Source organism: Paenibacillus sp. 2TAB26 (assembly GCF_052115145.1).
GTDB lineage: Bacteria > Bacillota > Bacilli > Paenibacillales > Paenibacillaceae > Pristimantibacillus.
Genome location: NZ_JBFRGC010000018.1, coordinates 66,640 through 82,223, shown reverse-complemented (window position 1 = coordinate 82,223; position 15,584 = coordinate 66,640). Strand labels below are relative to the sequence as shown.

Sequence of the window (15,584 nt, the reverse complement as noted above, 5' to 3'; positions counted from 1 at the left end):
CGCCATTTATGACTTTGTCGATTTGGAATCACCGAAGCAATCTGCATCGAACGCGGCGCGGAATCCAAGAGGGACGCTTGACGGTGGGTTTTATTGGAGGCTCGATTACCGATGCAAGGCCGCGTCATAACTGGCCGGAGCCAGTCATTGCCTGGTTCACGGAGCAATACCCGGAACTGCGTATCACGGTTGAAAATGCAGCGATCGGAGCAACGGGCAGCGATTTAGCTGCATTCCGCGCCAAACGCGATTTAATCGATACGAATTGCGATTTGGTTTTTATTGAATATGTAGTTAATGATGAGGGCGAGCCAACCTTGAAGCGCAATCGCTCGCGCGAAGGATTAATAAGGCAATTGCTCGCTGATGGCCAGCGCGATATCGTCATCGTATACACGTATTCGCAAAATATGTACAGCGCCATTACACAGGGCTTGGTACCGGATACGATTAATGAATTTGAGCGGATAGCAGAGCATTATGAGCTAAGCTCGGTATGGATGGGATTGTATGCATTTGAGGAAGTCAAGAAAGGCAAGCTGCGCTTTGAAGAATGGCTGCCAGATGGTCTTCATCCGACAAGCAGAGGAAGCTTGAGCTATGGGCAAAGTGTAATTACGTATCTTCAAAAGGAATTATCGTACGCGGATCACGCGGTGGAGGCTGATCAGGTTTCATACTTGATACCAAAGCCGCTGGATACACAATGCTGGGATGATGTATTCGACTTATCTTTTCATCACATTCATACGAGAGGTTCTTGGGCCATAAGGAGATGGCCTCACCTGGAGTGGATCGATCAAGTGCTCGAGACATCGGCCATTGGAGCAGAGTTGTCCTTCTCCTTCGAGGGAAGAGGACTCGTTCTTGGCTTTGACTTCGGGAGAAGCTCAGCTGAGTTTCGATACCGAATAGATGATGGGGAGTGGCAAGTGATGGAGCGGGAGAGGCCATCATGGGTCCAGGATGATGGGTGGTATCGCTTAAGCTGTTTCGGAGATGATTGGGTGAGCGGCCGTCACCGCTTCGAGCTTGAAGTCATTCATGGCAATCGACCAGAATGCACAGGCACTAATTTCCGTCTCGCGAAAGTGGGGATTATCAGATGACCGCCCTTAGGAGCAGGCGAGTTGTCATTAGTGCGTTGGCTGTCAGCTTAGCGCTTCTAGGCGCCGCTTTAGTCGTTATATTGGCTGTTCTGCCAAGCTCAAACAAGGAAGAACCATTTTTGAAATACGAAGCGGAGTCCGGGCTGCTTCAAGGTACTATGGTTTCTCAAGAAGCGGAGGGCTTCTCTGGCTCAGGCTTCGTTACTGATTTTACGGATGAGCAGGACCAGTTATCGTTTGAGGTTGTTGCTCCAAAGGCAATATTATACAATGTATGGGTCAGCTACCGGGCGCCAAATGGCAATAAAGTAGCTGGCATTTCATTGAATAATGAGCCCCACGGCGATTTGGTTTTACAGCCAAATGATCAATTTACGGAGCTCAAGGCAGGGAAGCTTCTTTTACAAGAGGGCACGAATACGATTAGCCTGACTCGAGGCTGGGGTTATTACGATATCGACTATATTAAGCTGCAAAAGACGAAGCCTGAAACGAAACATCAGGTTTCTGGTGAATTAGTGAATGGGAATGCTTCTGCAGAAGCCAAAAAACTAATGAATTATTTGGTGGAAAACTATGGCGAGTCGATGTTGTCGGGTCAAACCGGACTGGATAATGTTTCTTGGATTGAGAAGATTACCGGTAAAGAACCAGCGATGGTCGGGTTTGATTTAATCGATTATTCCAAAACAAGAGCAGAGCACGGAGCTATCTCGTATGAAGTGGAAAAAGCAATTGGCTGGCATAAGCAAGGCGGCATTACAACCTTCTTATGGCATTGGAACGCTCCCACCGGCATAATTGACGAGCCGGGAAAAGAATGGTGGCGGGGGTTTTATGCTGATTCGGTAACCTTTGATTTGGAGAAAGCTTTGAGTGACACTGAATCGGAGGAGTACAAGCTGCTGCTAGCTGATATCGATACGATTGCCGTGCAGCTTCAAAGATTAAAGGATGCCCATGTGCCCGTGTTATTTAGACCGCTTCATGAAGCGGAAGGCGGGTGGTTCTGGTGGGGAGCAAAGGGTCCTGAACCGGCAAAGCAGCTTTACCGAATCGTATACGATCGACTGGTCAATAAGCATGAATTAAACAATCTCATATGGATCTGGAATTCGGTCCAGCCCGAATGGTATCCAGGAGATGACGTAGTGGATATCGTTAGTGTAGATAGTTATCCAGCCCCTGGAGATCATTCTCCCGCCATTAATTATTTTGATAATCTCGTCGCTCTAGTAAGCAATAAAAAACTTGTTGCAATGACCGAAAATGGTTCCATTCCTGATCCGGACTTAATGAAAGCGTATGGTGCGAATTGGAGCTGGTTTGTCACCTGGGAAGGCGATTATTTAAACGATGGAAAACATAACAGCCAAGAGATTTTGAAAAAAATCTACAATCATTCAAATGTGACGACACTGGATGAACTTCCAGACTTGTTTAGCATGAAAAAAGCTGTAGATAAAGAAGAATGACAAGCGATAGGAAGACACATATTCTTAGGAGGACAAAATGAGAGAAACACAACTAGTGCTAAGTAATTGGAAATTCAAAGCTTGTCAGGAGCAAGAATGGATGGAAGCCATCGTGCCTGGCTGCGTTCATACGGATTTGCTGCGCAATGGCATCATCAAAGATCCTTTCTATAAAACAAATGAACATGATTTGCAATGGATTGACAAAATAGATTGGGAATACGAGACTCATTTCGACGTAAATGATCAATTGTTTAATGCTTCAACTATTGAACTCGTATTCGATGGGTTAGATACGTATGCAGACGTTTATGTAAATGGCCATCATGTATTGTCAGCAGACAATATGTTCAGAACATGGAAAGCAAATGTAGCGTCTATGGTGAATGCCAAAGATAATGTATTGTTGATTAAATTCCGCTCCCCTGTGCAAGAGGATTTGCCGAAGATCGAGAAGCTTGGCTATAATCTACCAGCTAGTAATGATCAATCAGAGCTTGGCGGACTGGGTGCTCAGAAGATAAGTATTTTTGCAAGAAAAGCGCCTTATCATTATGGCTGGGACTGGGGTCCACGATTCGTTACGAGCGGTATTTGGCGTGAAGCTAGACTAGAGGGCTGGTCCGACAGTAAAATTACGGATGTATATGTGAAGCAGGATCAGGTAAATGCTTCGAAAGCTAGCTTAACGGTAGATGTGGAAATTGAGTCGGAGCATGAATGGAACGGCTTGGTGAAGTTAAGTGCTGGGGGACAAACTTGGGAGCAGGCTGCGCACTTAAAGCAAGGGATCAATGTGATTCAACTGCCTGTTGATATCGAGAATCCGAAGCTTTGGTGGAGCAGAGGACTTGGCGATGCTCATTTATATACATTTACAGCAGAGCTTTGCAAGGATGAAGAGTTGATAGCTGCAAAGTCCGTTCGTACTGGTCTTCGCTCCATTCGATTGGTGCGAGACAAGGATGAGGTAGGAGCCTCGTTTTATTTTGAGCTTAACGGCGTTCCTGTGTTTGCGAAAGGTGCAAACCATATCCCTAATGACAGCTTCATTACAGAAGTAACAGATGATCGATATAGACATGAAATTGTTTCTGCTGCGGAATCGAATATGAACATGCTTCGTGTATGGGGCGGCGGTATATATGAACAGTCGGTGTTCTATGAGCTTTGTGATGAGTACGGCATCTTGGTGTGGCAGGACTTTATGTTCGCATGCAGCATGTATCCTGGCGATGAGGCCTTTCTAGAAAATGTTCGCTTGGAAGCAGAAGAGAATGTGAAGCGGCTGCGCAATCATCCTTCCATCGTGCTGTGGTGCGGCAATAACGAGATTGATTCAGCTTGGGCGCAATTTGATGAGAAGGGCGGCTGGGGCTGGAAAAAAGAATATACATCGGAGCAGCGCGCTGTCATTTGGGCGGACTACGAGGCGGTTTTCCATGACATTTTACCTGATGCGGTTGAAGCCTATGCGCCAGGAACACAATATTGGCCATCCTCACCGCTTATATCGCTGTCGGGGGACATTAACCAGCATGCGCATCCGCTATCTACAGAGGGAGATGTTCATTACTGGGGAGTATGGCACGCAGTTGAGCCATTTGAGAACTACAACCTGAAAATCGGCCGTTTTATGAGTGAATACGGCTTCCAGTCATTCCCTGAGTATGATACGGTGATGAAATTCGCAACGGAGCAGGATTTGGCTCTGGATTCTAAGGTAATGCGCGCGCATCAGAAGAATGGCGACGGCAATCGTCTCATTAAAGAATACATGGATATTTATATGAGCGAGCCTAAGGACTTCCCTGCTTTCCTCTATATGAGTCAGGTGCTGCAAGCAGAAGCGATGAAGATGGCGATTGAGGCGCATCGTCGCAGCATGCCATATTGCATGGGAACGTTATACTGGCAAATGAATGATTGCTGGCCAGTAGCTTCTTGGGCAGGCATGGATTATTACGGAAAATGGAAAGCTATGCAGTATTATGCGAAAAGAAGCTTCGCCGACACAATGCTGTCCTTTGACAAGACAGATGACGGCATTATCAATATTCATGCGGTAACGGATTTGCTGGAAACGTTGAACGGCGAGCTCAGATTAACGCTATACGACTTTGCAGGCGTGTTAATTAAGCAGGAAACGACTCAAGTGTCCATAGCAGGAAATAGTGCAGCAATTGTAAGCTCGATAAACGAGCTGGAATGGCTGACAGGCTGCGAAGCAAAGCGTGTTGTATTGTATGCAGAGCTGACCCAAGGCGGTAAGCTGATAGACAGCAAGGAACATTATTTCGTAAAAGCGAAAGAACAGAAGCTTGCTTCAGCGGTTATTCGAATTTCAGAGGTTCAAGGCAGCAACGGTACGTCGTTCGCGCTGGAGACGGATGTGCTTGCTAAGCAGGTATGGATTACTGCAGAGCACGAGGGCATGTTCACGGACAATTTCTTTGATTTGATACCAGGTGTAGCTAAAATCGTAGAGTTCCGCTTGCGCGAAAGTGGAGAAGCAGCAAGTAAGCCAGCTGCAGCGGGCAAGGTACAAGCTCGTTCAATGATCGATTTTTTGGCTGAGGAAAAATAAAACGAAGTGAAAAAAACAAATAAAAAGGAGGCGCCTATAAGGGGTGCCTCCTTTTCTTAATGTTCAATACGATACTGCTGGAGCGGGAATTTGGTCATTATTTCGACAATCTTATCTCGCATTAACTCTTTACTGCGAGAAAGGATTAATGTATTATCGTAATAAAGGTTTTGACTTTATTTAGTAAGGGTGAAATGTATGAACGAGAAAATTGAAGTTAAACCACGAAAGGCTTTGGAAGTGATGAAGCCCTACTCGCCAGGTAAACCGATTTGGGAGGTTCAGAGCGAATATGGCCTGCAGCATGTAATTAAGCTGGCCTCAAATGAAAATCCATTAGGACCTTCTCCAAAAGCGATTGAAGCCATCCAAACCGCCTTGACTGATCTTCATCGTTATCCTGACAACCAGTCTCAATTATTGAAGAAAACCATTGCCGATTATTACGACCTCCATGCAGATCAAGTCATTGTTACTAACGGCGGAGATGAGCTCATCACGCTTGTAGCAGAAGCTTTTTTGGATGCGGGTGATGAAATTATTGTGCCGGGACCTACATTTAGTGAATATGAGTTTGGTGCTCAGCTGATGGGAGCTAAAACAATCGTTGTCCCGCTCAATGATGCTTTTCAATATGATGCAGAAGCTATTGTTGCTGCAGTGACTGATCGTACCAAAATTATATATCTATGTTCTCCAAATAATCCAACAGGTACTTATGTAGCTCAAAAAGATTTGAAATATATACTCGATTCAATCCCAAAACGTATCATGGTTATGCTCGATACAGCTTACAGCCACTACGTTTCGGAGGAGCTGTATTCGGATGGAATGGCATTTGTAAGAGCAGGCTACCCGCTCATCGTGCTAAAAACCTTTTCGAAAATTTACGGTCTTGCAGGTATTCGAGTAGGTTATGGGGCTGCTCCTCAGCAAATTATTCAGAGCATTCTTCAAGTGAAGGAGCCGTTTAATGTTAATGCACTTGCCCAGACAGCTGCAGCTGCAGCGATCGGTGATGAAGAGCATGTTTTAAGTTCGCAAGCACTGGTTGCCAAGGAACGTGAGCGTATGTACGCTTCATTTGACCAGCTTGGAATCAAATATACGCAAAGTATGACTAACTTTGTACTTGCTGAGCTTGGGCCAGAATCGGAGTCCATCTACATGCGTTTAATGGCTAAAGGGATTATCGTTCGCCACGGAAAAACGTGGGGCTTGCCGCTCCATGTGCGTATCTCAATAGGTATGCCCGAAGAAAATGATCAGTTTATTGCCGCATTAAGCGAAATACTTGGTTCGGTTTAATCTTTAGTAAATAATTATGCTGCGATTTTAGTAAGAGCAGCCAACGAGTGGAAATTCGTCGGCTGCTCTTTTTTTGATCGATGCGATTAACCAGTAAATTCTTGAACCCATGCACCTTGGTAATACCCTACTCCAATTTTAGTGAAACTGGATTTCAAAATATTTGCGCGGTGCCCAGGGCTGTTCATCCAATCCTTCATTACTTGATCAGGAGTAGGCTGACCTTTAGCAATATTTTCACCAGCAGAACTGTACGTAATATTGAATTGTTTCATCATGTCGAAGGGAGAACCATAAGTTGGTGAATTATGATCAAAGTAGTTGTTGTTAATCATATCCTGTGCTTTGACCAAAGCCATTTTGGATAAAGAGCCATCCATGCTGAGTGCAGGCAACCCTGATTTTGATCGTTCAGAATTGACCAGTTGGAGCACCTGTTGTTCATATTGTCCAGAGGAAGAAGGAGCTTTCTCCGCTGGATTTTGAGTCGTTGGATTCTGAGTGGTCGGGTTTTGAGTTGTTGGATTCTGTGTCGTTGGTTGTTGAGCTGGGTTTTGACCAGGGTATTGAGACGGAAATGGATAAGGGTACTTATTAACGAGTCCATTTGCTCCATCGCCCAACAGCCAATCTGGAATGTTGTTATACTGCGAGCCCTTCATTGAAACAGTAGGATTCTTCATCATCGGTGTAGAGATTGAAGAGGCCTGGGTTGTGTGTGGCGTTGACGTAATAATAGGTGTTTTGGTTGATGTGTAACCAAGAGCAGAGTGCTTATTGGTTGACATCCTTGGATTTGACGAACAGCCTACAGCTAAAATAAGTAAAGCTAAAATGAAAAATTTCCGCATGTACATACTCCTCAACGTTAGAATAGTGTGCTTGCTACCCGATATATAATTTCCTGACCAAGCGGTTGTTATCCCGGAGAAAAAAGGGATTTGATCTTTTTTAAAATGAAGACTTGCTTATTACAAATGCCTATGGTATATTATCAATACAAACAACAAATTTAACCTTGAATTCACTCATTGAAAAGGTTGTCATTTGTATGATGATATCTTTTTCAATGTGTGATTTTTAGTTTTTCTGGAAAAAACATGTTAATATACTTTTGGAGGTAATCAATTATGGAACAAGGTACAGTAAAATGGTTTAACGCAGAGAAAGGCTTCGGTTTTATCGAAGTAGAAGGCGGCAATGACGTATTCGTACATTTCTCCGCAATCCAAGGCGACGGTTTCAAATCACTTGACGAAGGTCAACGCGTTGAGTTCAACGTAACTCAAGGCAACCGTGGACCACAAGCAGAAAACGTTGTAAAACTATAGTATTAAATCAAAACCCCTTAACTTCGGTTAAGGGGTTTTTTTTATACATTAATCAAGTTATAAATTTTCGGAGTGGGAGCAGGACTACCACTCTGTTTTTGTTTTTGGTAAGGTATAGGTATGTAGACGAAGGGAGAATCCAAGGAGGCAGCCAATCTATTCAAGCCTTAGCCAGAATGATTGGGCCAATCATTGGAGGTCAAATCTATGTATCATTTGGTCATGCCGCACCCGCTTTTATGGGTATGATCCTTATAGCAGTGGCCATACCAGTAATGTATTTGCACCAGCAAACACAAAAAAACCAACTCGAGTGAATAAACGCTCGAATTGGTTTTATAGTGGAAATATTAGCGAAGATTTGGAATGTTTACTTCTGGATTAACGTCTGCTTCATAATCGATGCCATCTGTCTCGAAACCGAATAGCTGGAAAAATTCAAGACGATAACCTTCAAGATCAGAAAGATCATAAACATTTTCTGTAGAGAGCTTAGCCCAAACATCGGCAACCTCAGCTTGGATTTCTGGTCTCATCTCCCAATCATCAACGCGGATAAGGCCTTTTTCATCAACCAGTGTCTCATTTTTGCCGTATAGACGATCTGAGAATAAACGATACATTTGCTCAATGCAGCCCTCATGAATGCCTTTTTCTTTCATCACTTTATAAAGGGCGGAAATATAAAGCGGCACCACTGGAATCGCGGAGCTTGATTGCGTTACGAGCGCTTTGTTAACGGAAACGAATGCGCGACCGCCATTTGTGCTGAGCTGTTCATTAAGGCGGTGAGCCGTAGCTTCTAGATCATTTTTAGCAGCGCCAATTGTACCTTCACGATAAACTGCATGTGTAATTTCAGGTCCAATGTAAGAGTAAGCAACTGTAGTTGCGCCTTCAGCAAGCGCTCCAGCTTTCTCAAGCTCGTCAATCCACATCTGCCAGTCCTCGCCGCCCATAACAGCAATCGTTTGACGAAGCTCGTCTTCTGTTGCCGGCTCGATTGTAGCTTGCGTTACATCGCCGTTATGGAAGTTAACGGTTTTGTTCGAATACGTGCCGCCAAGCGGCTTGATAACGGAAGAGAACGTTTCGCCTGTTTTTGGATGCGTACGGCGCGGGGAAGCAACGCTGTAGACAACAAGATCAATTTTACCTAGTTCCGTACGGATCAAGTCGATTGTTTTTGCTTTAATTTCATCAGAGAAAGCATCTCCAACGATGCTGAAAGATTTGCGTCCAGCAGCTGCAGCAGCTTCCTCGAAAGCAGCGGAATTGTACCAGCCAGCGGATGCTGTGCGTGCGCCTTCAGCAGCTTTGTCAAAATAAACGCCAATTGTATTAGCGCCAGCAGCGAAAGAAGAAACGATACGTGAAGCAAGACCATAACCTGTTGAAGCTCCAATGACGAGCACGTTGCGCGGGCCTTCAATGCTTGGTTGAGCGTTTACGTAATCGATTTGACGCTGTACTTGTTGTGCGCAGCCCTCAGGATGTGCTGTCGTACAAATAAAGCCACGAGTTTTTGGTTGAATAATCATATTAGAATATTCCTTTCCATAATGGAATTTGTTTGTATGCGTTATGTAACGGGACAACTCTCTCCCATTTTACCGATTTTTATGGAAGAAGGGAAGTTCTCCATTCGTGACAAAAGCATTTATTTGCACAATTTCTTATTTTTTCTCAAATAAATAAGCGCCAAGAAAGCATCTCTGCATTCTTGGCGCTTATTTATGTAGAAATTAACGACGTCCTGACAGCTGCTGTTCAGCCATTTGAACGAGCCGGCGTGTAATTAATCCGCCGATAGAGCCCATATCGCGAGTGGTCATATTGCCATAATATCCGTCTTGCGGAAGTTGAATGCCAAGCTCTTGGGCCACTTCATATTTAAGCTGCTCTAGAGCTGCACGGGCTTGCGGTATAAGAAGTTGATTCGTACGATTTGCCATCTTTTCTCAGCCTCCTTCTTGAACCTATTATGTGGATACGAGTGAGAGTTTATTCATATCTTTCACCTAAATTTACCTCCTATTTTTGAAGTGAAATCATGCTAAAATGGTTAAACGGAAAGGGGGCGCCGTAATGTTTGTGGAACCCATGTTATTAACGGAATATGAAAAACCTTTTGATGATGATGATTTTATATTTGAACCCCTATTGGATGGACACCGCCTACAGCTCTCCTTTATAGGAAGCAAGGCTGCTTTATATACTCGGCATTTCAATGAAGTTACGCGGCAGTATCCCGAATTACATAATGTACCGCTGAGGGAGCCTGCGGATGTTCTGTTAGATGGCGAGGTAACCTATGTAAACCCATTTACAGGAGCGATTGAGTTCGAGTCACTGCAGGAACGCTACAGGCTGAAGAAGGAGCCGAGTATCCGTGAAGCCAAAAGGATGAAGCCGGTCCAGTTTTTTGTATTTGATATTCTTTATTACAACGGGCTTGATTTAAGGCAGAAACCGCTGCTTGAGCGAAAGCGGCTGCTGGAATATATTTTGGAGGATAATGCCTATTTCAAAAAGATGCTGTACGTGGAGCGAGAGGGTGCAGCTATTTTTGATCTTGTAAGAAGATCGGATTTGGAGGGCATTGCCTGCAAGCGCAAGGATAGCATCTACGCTGAGGGTCGTCAGGAGAGCTGGCTAAAGGTGATAAATGATAATTATAAATCGTTATCGATGGCTTCAAATCAGAAAAAAACCTCAATTGCTGAGTAAAGGTGTTATTAATATTTTTATTAATAACAACGAATATGCGTAAATGATTTTATAGTGAGTGAGATGAATGCTGTCGGCAAAAGCTGATGGCATTTTTTTTGCGTTTATTTCTAAAACGAAGGAATGGAATACTGCCGTACTAGAAGGGGAGTGGGAGTGGAACTAACTTATATCTTTTATATATTTTCTATTGACGATTTACAGCGTTTGTCGTTACAATGTAAACGTTAACAAAATTAGTAATCGATTAGTTTAATTGTTATTCGTTGGTTAAAGGTTATGCAGGAATAGGGAATGTGAGGTGAATGGGAGCATATCGTTCGATTTACTGATGTTGCCATCATGATGAATGAAACATGATTTTCAATCGAAAGGGGAGTTATGCGATGCTCAAATATTTTAGCAAACGGATTGCATTGGTTCTTGTTTGTTTATTACTTGTACCTGCACCATTAATTGTGGCTGCTGAAGGTAATACAGTACCCGTTCAGAGTACCTTGGATCGTGCAAACCAAAGCAAAATCAAATCCGATGTGAAAGGCCACTGGGCGGAAAAGGATTTTACAGCCTGGTACGAGAAACAGCTTATCCAGGGTTATGGAGATGGGAATTTTAAGCCAGATCAAGCGATTAGTCGAGTGGAATTTATGACTCTGATGAATCGGGTGTTTCGTTTTGTTGATGAGGAAGAGATTGTTTTCTCTGATGTATCTGCATCGAGTTCTTTTTACAGTGAAATGAAGAAGGCGGATGCGGCAGGATATATTTCCGGTTACAGCGACGGAACGATCCGTCCGGGCGATTCCATTTCACGTCAAGAGGCTGCCGTTATCTTAGTTAGAGTATTTCGATTGAGTAGTGTGGCCAAAAATGAAAGCGCTCTTACGGATCTAGGCTCATTGCCTTCATGGAGTAAGGAAGCCGTGAACGCGCTCGTTATGGAAGGATACGCAACAGGGTATAAAGATCAAACATTTAAACCAACTAACAAGATTACAAGAGCTGAGGCGCTGCGGCTAATAAACAATATTTCTGGAGAGATATTGAATCAAGTGGGCACATATGCGGATGTTACAAGCAAAAACATAATCATTAATACAGCGAATATTACGTTAAAAAATACAACTATTGAAGGAAATTTATATTTAACCGAAGGCATCGCCGAAGGGGATGTCATACTCGACAATGTCAAAGTAAAAGGAGTAGTGAAGGTATTTGGAGGAGGCCAAAACAGCATTAAAATAAAGGATTCGGATATCGCGCAAATTTTTGTTGATAAAAAGAATGGCAAGCTGCGAATGGTAACCCAAGGAACAACAACCGTTGGTCAAGTATTCACCATTTCAGGCGTTAAGCTTGAAGAGGCAGCCGATTTAACAGGTGATGGCTTCAAAAATGTATTGATTGAGAAGGATACAGCAGCGGATGCAACCATTGAGCTGGACGGAAACTTCGATATGGTTGAGATTTCTGCATTATCTTTACCTGCTATTAAATTACTGAAAGGCATCATAAGTAAAATGATAGTGGAGCAAAAAGCAGCCTTGCATGTGAATGAGGYCGCGGAAATTAAAGAGATTATCATTCTGTTTGACGGTAAGCTCAAAGTTACAGGCAAAGGCAAAGTGACAAGCAATAGTGAGAATGAGGCTAAGCTTGAGCGAGAGGCAGCAACGATTTCTGCTGCTGGTGGTAATGGTGGTGGAAATGAAACACCTGTGCCAACAACAACTCCTGCGCCAACAACAACTCCTGCGCCAACAACAACTCCTACTTCGACACCGACGCCGACGCCAACTTTTGAAAATGTATCGGTTCACGATCCATCCGTTATTAAAGTTGACGAAACGTATTACGTATTTGGCTCGCATTTGGCGGCTGCCAAATCGAATGATCTCATGAGCTGGTCGTTAATTGATTCAGGCGTGACGGAAACGAATAAACTGTTCAAGAGTGCTGAAAGCAATGTGAAAAAGGAATTGGCTGAGGCGCTCGGCTGGGCAGAAACGGATACGCTATGGGCTGCTGATGTCATTCAGCTTGCAGATGGCAAGTTTTACATGTATTACAATGCATGCAAAGGAGATCAACCGCTCTCAGCACTCGGGGTTGCAGTTGCGGATAATATCGAAGGGCCATATGTGAATAAAGGCATCTTCCTGAAATCAGGCAAAGGAATAAGCGCTGAAGGTACGGCTTATGACGGTACAAAACATCCGAATGCTGTTGATCCCGATACGTTTTTTGATAAGGATGGCCGATTATGGATGGTTTATGGCTCATACTCAGGCGGAATTTTTATTTTAGAGATGAATGCCGAAACCGGTTTTCCATTAGAAAATCAAGGTTATGGCAAACGATTGATGGGTCAAAATCACAGCCGTATTGAAGCGCCTTACATCCAATATCATCCGAATAGCGGCTACTATTATTTATTTGTGACATTTGGAGGATTAGATTCGGTTGGCGGCTACAATATGAGAATATCTCGTTCCTTAAAGCCGGATGGACCTTATGTGGATTATGAAGGTCAGGATATGATTCAGGCTCACGGTCCAGAGGGTTCATTCTTTAAAGATGCGGCAATTGAACCGTATGGCGTGAAGAGCTTTGGTAATTTTATTTTCAGCAACTTAAATGGACAAGCGAACTTCCCTACCTATGGTTATGTATCTGCAGGCCATAACTCGACTTACTACGATGAATCAAATGGTAAGCTGTTCAACATCTTTCACAGTCGGTTCCCTTACCGCGGGGAAGGCCATGAGGTTCGTGTGCATCAGATGTTTATGAACGAAGATGGCTGGCCAGTGGTCGCTCCACATCGTTACACGGGTGAGACGATTGGCAAAATTTCCGAAAGCGATGTCGTTGGCGCTTATCATTATATTAACCACGGCAAAGAGATTACGAAGGAGATTAAACCTTCTGTTTACATTAAGCTGGAGCAGGACGGCAAAATTACAGGGGCTGTGACCGGAACTTGGGAACTAGATGGCGACTATTATGCGAACCTGAAAGTTGATGAGCTTGTAAATGACGTTCCTGTTCAGACGACATACAAAGGGATATTCATTCGCCAATGGGACCCTACTTCGAATGTATACATCTTGGCTTTTAGCGCTTTGTCAGGCAAAGGCGCTGCTGTTTGGGGAAGTCAATTGGCAGCGTTAACTGATCAAGAACTCGCTGCGAATGCAGTTAATAGGTTAACGCTAGGCGATACAAGCCGCATATATAATGATGTCAGCCTTCCTGTGAAAGCTGCAAACCATTGGCCGATTACATGGGAGTCTTCGAATGTATCAGTCGTAACGGCAAGTGGGGCTGTAACAAGGCCTAGCGCAGGTTCCGGCGATGCAGCGGTGCAATTAACAGCAACGATAACGTTAGGCAGCGCAACCGCATCCAAAACGTTCACACTTATAGTTCAACAGCATAATGAAAGTCCGCTAGCCGATGGATTAGTTGCTCAGTACAATTTTGAGAATAATCTTGAAGAGATGACGGGCATAATGGCGGCAGGAACGATCACGGGCGACCGAATTGATCGTACAGGCGGAGAAATTTCGTTTGTAGATGGAACGACGGGCAAAGGAAAGGCAGCTAGCTTTAACGGCGCGTCAGGTGTTCTTTTGCCGGAGGGCTTAATTTCAACAAATGAATATACCGTATCGATGTGGCTGAACCCTGCCGAGGCAGCAAACATTGCTCCAGCTTTCTTCGGTGCACAAACGCCGCAAAGCTGGATCAGCTTTATGCCAAGAGGGCATGATTTTGCGAAAAATAATACGATGCTGTGGTCAGGTGAAGCTTGGTATGATGCATCTACAGGTATCCAAATCAAGCTGAATGAGTGGACACATATTGCATTTACAGTGAAAAACGGCGAGACACAAATATTCATCAACGGGATTAAGAAATATTCCGGTACAGGAATGCCAAATGTGTTTACAGACAAGCACGGTTTGTTTGCACTAGGGGTCAATTATTGGGACACCCCTTATAAAGGTCTCATCGATGAGGTTCGTATTTACGATGTGGCTTTACATGCAGAGAAAATAGGGTGGTTGGCTTTTGGAGAGCCGGATGCCTCTGTTCTAGTTGCACAAATTCAGCTTGATGCTGCGGAGAAGTCGCTAGCGATTGGCACAACTTATTTGCCTGAAGTCAATGTTTTACCAGTGAATGCAGCTAATAAGTCGATTACTTGGTCTTCAGCCGATTCCAGCATCGCTATCGTGAATGCAGCTACAGGGCAAGTAACAGCAGTTGCACTCGGAACAACTACAATAACTGCAACAGCTGATGACGCCGGACATAAAACAGCGACCTATGTTGTACATGTAACGGATGGTGAAAATGCTTATTATGCTTTTAACTCGAATCTAATGGATTCATTAGGGCGTGTATCTGCGGGTACGATTACAGGAAATAGAGTAGATAATACGGGAGGCAGCATTACGTTTGGTACAGGCATCTTGGGGTCAGCGGCTGTATTGGACGGTGCTTCTGGCATTCGTTTGCCAGACGGAATAATTGAAGGCAACGTTTATTCGGTTTCCATGTGGCTTAATCCTGCGGAGGCGACCAACTTTGCGACTGCATTTTTTGGATCAAGAACGAATGAAAGCTGGATTAGCTTCGTGCCAAGAGGCCCAGTCAACAGCGACACGATGCTTTGGTCTGGCACTGCTTGGTATGATGCGAGTACAGGGCTGAAAATCAGCATTGGACAATGGACGCATATTGCATTTACCGTTAATAACGGCACAGCCAAGGTGTATATTAATGGAAAAGAAAAGTTTACAGGCTCCGGCTTCCCAAATGTGTTTACTAATAATAGCGGTGTATTTGGCGTGGGGGTAAACTATTGGGATACTCCGTTTAAAGGCGCAGTAGATGAGTTGAAAATTTATAGTAAAGCGCTGACGGCAGAGCAAATAGCTGCTGAATTTGCACTCAGCAGCCGTTAAAAAAATAATGAAATAGACATGCAAACCTAATGAAGGTACTGCATGTCTATTTTTTATTCATTTCATCC

Annotated in this window: 10 protein-coding genes and 1 pseudogene; 8 read left to right on the top strand and 3 right to left on the bottom strand. The window is 44.0% G+C overall.

Annotation, left to right across the window (positions count from 1 at the left end):
- The first annotated feature begins 8 nt into the window (after positions 1 to 8).
- From AB4Z50_RS20860 to hisC, 4 genes are all read left to right on the top strand, one after another.
- On the top strand, positions 9 to 1,109 hold the full coding sequence (locus tag AB4Z50_RS20860) for an SGNH/GDSL hydrolase family protein (protein ID WP_441881615.1): 1,101 nt from the start codon (positions 9 to 11) through the stop codon (positions 1,107 to 1,109).
- Positions 1,106 to 2,584, top strand: a complete 1,479-nt coding sequence (locus AB4Z50_RS20855; protein WP_441881612.1) for a glycosyl hydrolase — start codon at positions 1,106 to 1,108, stop codon at positions 2,582 to 2,584. Before AB4Z50_RS20860 ends, AB4Z50_RS20855 begins: the two co-directional genes overlap by 4 nt.
- 37 nt (positions 2,585 to 2,621) lie before the next feature.
- Positions 2,622 to 5,171, top strand: coding sequence for a beta-mannosidase (locus tag AB4Z50_RS20850; protein WP_441881609.1), 2,550 nt, complete (start codon positions 2,622 to 2,624; stop codon positions 5,169 to 5,171).
- Between the two features lie 198 nt (positions 5,172 to 5,369).
- Positions 5,370 to 6,479 carry a histidinol-phosphate transaminase gene (gene hisC / locus AB4Z50_RS20845; RefSeq protein ID WP_441881606.1) on the top strand — a complete coding sequence of 370 codons (1,110 nt, stop codon included), beginning with the start codon at positions 5,370 to 5,372 and terminating at the stop codon, positions 6,477 to 6,479.
- 86 nt (positions 6,480 to 6,565) lie between these two features.
- Here the strand turns inward: hisC and AB4Z50_RS20840 are convergent, their stop codons facing one another.
- Positions 6,566 to 7,330, bottom strand: a complete 765-nt coding sequence (locus AB4Z50_RS20840) for a CAP domain-containing protein (protein ID WP_441881603.1) — start codon at positions 7,328 to 7,330, stop codon at positions 6,566 to 6,568.
- 279 nt (positions 7,331 to 7,609) lie between these two features.
- Here AB4Z50_RS20840 and AB4Z50_RS20835 point away from each other — a divergent pair, with 279 nt between their 5' ends.
- A complete protein-coding gene (locus tag AB4Z50_RS20835) occupies positions 7,610 to 7,810 on the top strand; it encodes a cold-shock protein (RefSeq protein ID WP_054024035.1) in 201 nt (66 codons plus the stop codon).
- A 125-nt stretch (positions 7,811 to 7,935) separates the two neighbouring features.
- Positions 7,936 to 8,127, top strand: a pseudogene (locus AB4Z50_RS20830) (hypothetical protein); the annotation flags it as partial.
- A 33-nt stretch (positions 8,128 to 8,160) separates the two neighbouring features.
- Here the strand turns inward: AB4Z50_RS20830 and fabV are convergent.
- Both fabV and AB4Z50_RS20820 read right to left on the bottom strand, forming a co-directional pair.
- The gene (gene fabV / locus AB4Z50_RS20825) at positions 8,161 to 9,351 is read right to left on the bottom strand and encodes an enoyl-ACP reductase FabV (RefSeq protein WP_441881599.1); all 1,191 of its coding nucleotides are present in this window, start codon (positions 9,349 to 9,351) and stop codon (positions 8,161 to 8,163) included.
- A 204-nt stretch (positions 9,352 to 9,555) separates the two neighbouring features.
- Positions 9,556 to 9,765: an alpha/beta-type small acid-soluble spore protein gene (locus tag AB4Z50_RS20820; RefSeq protein ID WP_076266703.1), complete on the bottom strand. Its 210-nt coding sequence runs from the start codon at positions 9,763 to 9,765 to the stop codon at positions 9,556 to 9,558.
- A 133-nt stretch (positions 9,766 to 9,898) separates the two neighbouring features.
- Between AB4Z50_RS20820 and AB4Z50_RS20815 the strand changes: the two genes are divergently transcribed.
- Together AB4Z50_RS20815 and AB4Z50_RS20810 are read left to right on the top strand one after the other, a co-directional pair.
- Entirely contained in the window at positions 9,899 to 10,540 is a 642-nt protein-coding gene (locus AB4Z50_RS20815) for an ATP-dependent DNA ligase (RefSeq protein ID WP_441881595.1), read from the top strand.
- A gap of 386 nt (positions 10,541 to 10,926) precedes the next feature.
- Complete coding sequence (locus tag AB4Z50_RS20810; protein WP_441881592.1) at positions 10,927 to 15,516, top strand: LamG-like jellyroll fold domain-containing protein; 4,590 nt, start codon at positions 10,927 to 10,929, stop codon at positions 15,514 to 15,516.
- Positions 15,517 to 15,584 lie beyond the last annotated feature (68 nt).

Excerpts from the sequence above, each read along its gene's own strand:
- AB4Z50_RS20850 (WP_441881609.1), top strand. The coding sequence starts at position 2,622 with ATGAGAGAAACACAACTAGTGCTAAGTAATTGGAAATTCAAAGCTTGT.
- AB4Z50_RS20820 (WP_076266703.1), bottom strand. The coding sequence starts at position 9,765 with ATGGCAAATCGTACGAATCAACTTCTTATACCGCAAGCCCGTGCAGCT.
- AB4Z50_RS20815 (WP_441881595.1), top strand. The coding sequence starts at position 9,899 with ATGTTTGTGGAACCCATGTTATTAACGGAATATGAAAAACCTTTTGAT.
- fabV (WP_441881599.1), bottom strand. The coding sequence starts at position 9,351 with ATGATTATTCAACCAAAAACTCGTGGCTTTATTTGTACGACAGCACAT.
- AB4Z50_RS20835 (WP_054024035.1), top strand. The coding sequence starts at position 7,610 with ATGGAACAAGGTACAGTAAAATGGTTTAACGCAGAGAAAGGCTTCGGT.
- AB4Z50_RS20860 (WP_441881615.1), top strand. The coding sequence starts at position 9 with ATGACTTTGTCGATTTGGAATCACCGAAGCAATCTGCATCGAACGCGG.
- hisC (WP_441881606.1), top strand. The coding sequence starts at position 5,370 with ATGAACGAGAAAATTGAAGTTAAACCACGAAAGGCTTTGGAAGTGATG.
- AB4Z50_RS20855 (WP_441881612.1), top strand. The coding sequence starts at position 1,106 with ATGACCGCCCTTAGGAGCAGGCGAGTTGTCATTAGTGCGTTGGCTGTC.
- AB4Z50_RS20840 (WP_441881603.1), bottom strand. The coding sequence starts at position 7,330 with ATGCGGAAATTTTTCATTTTAGCTTTACTTATTTTAGCTGTAGGCTGT.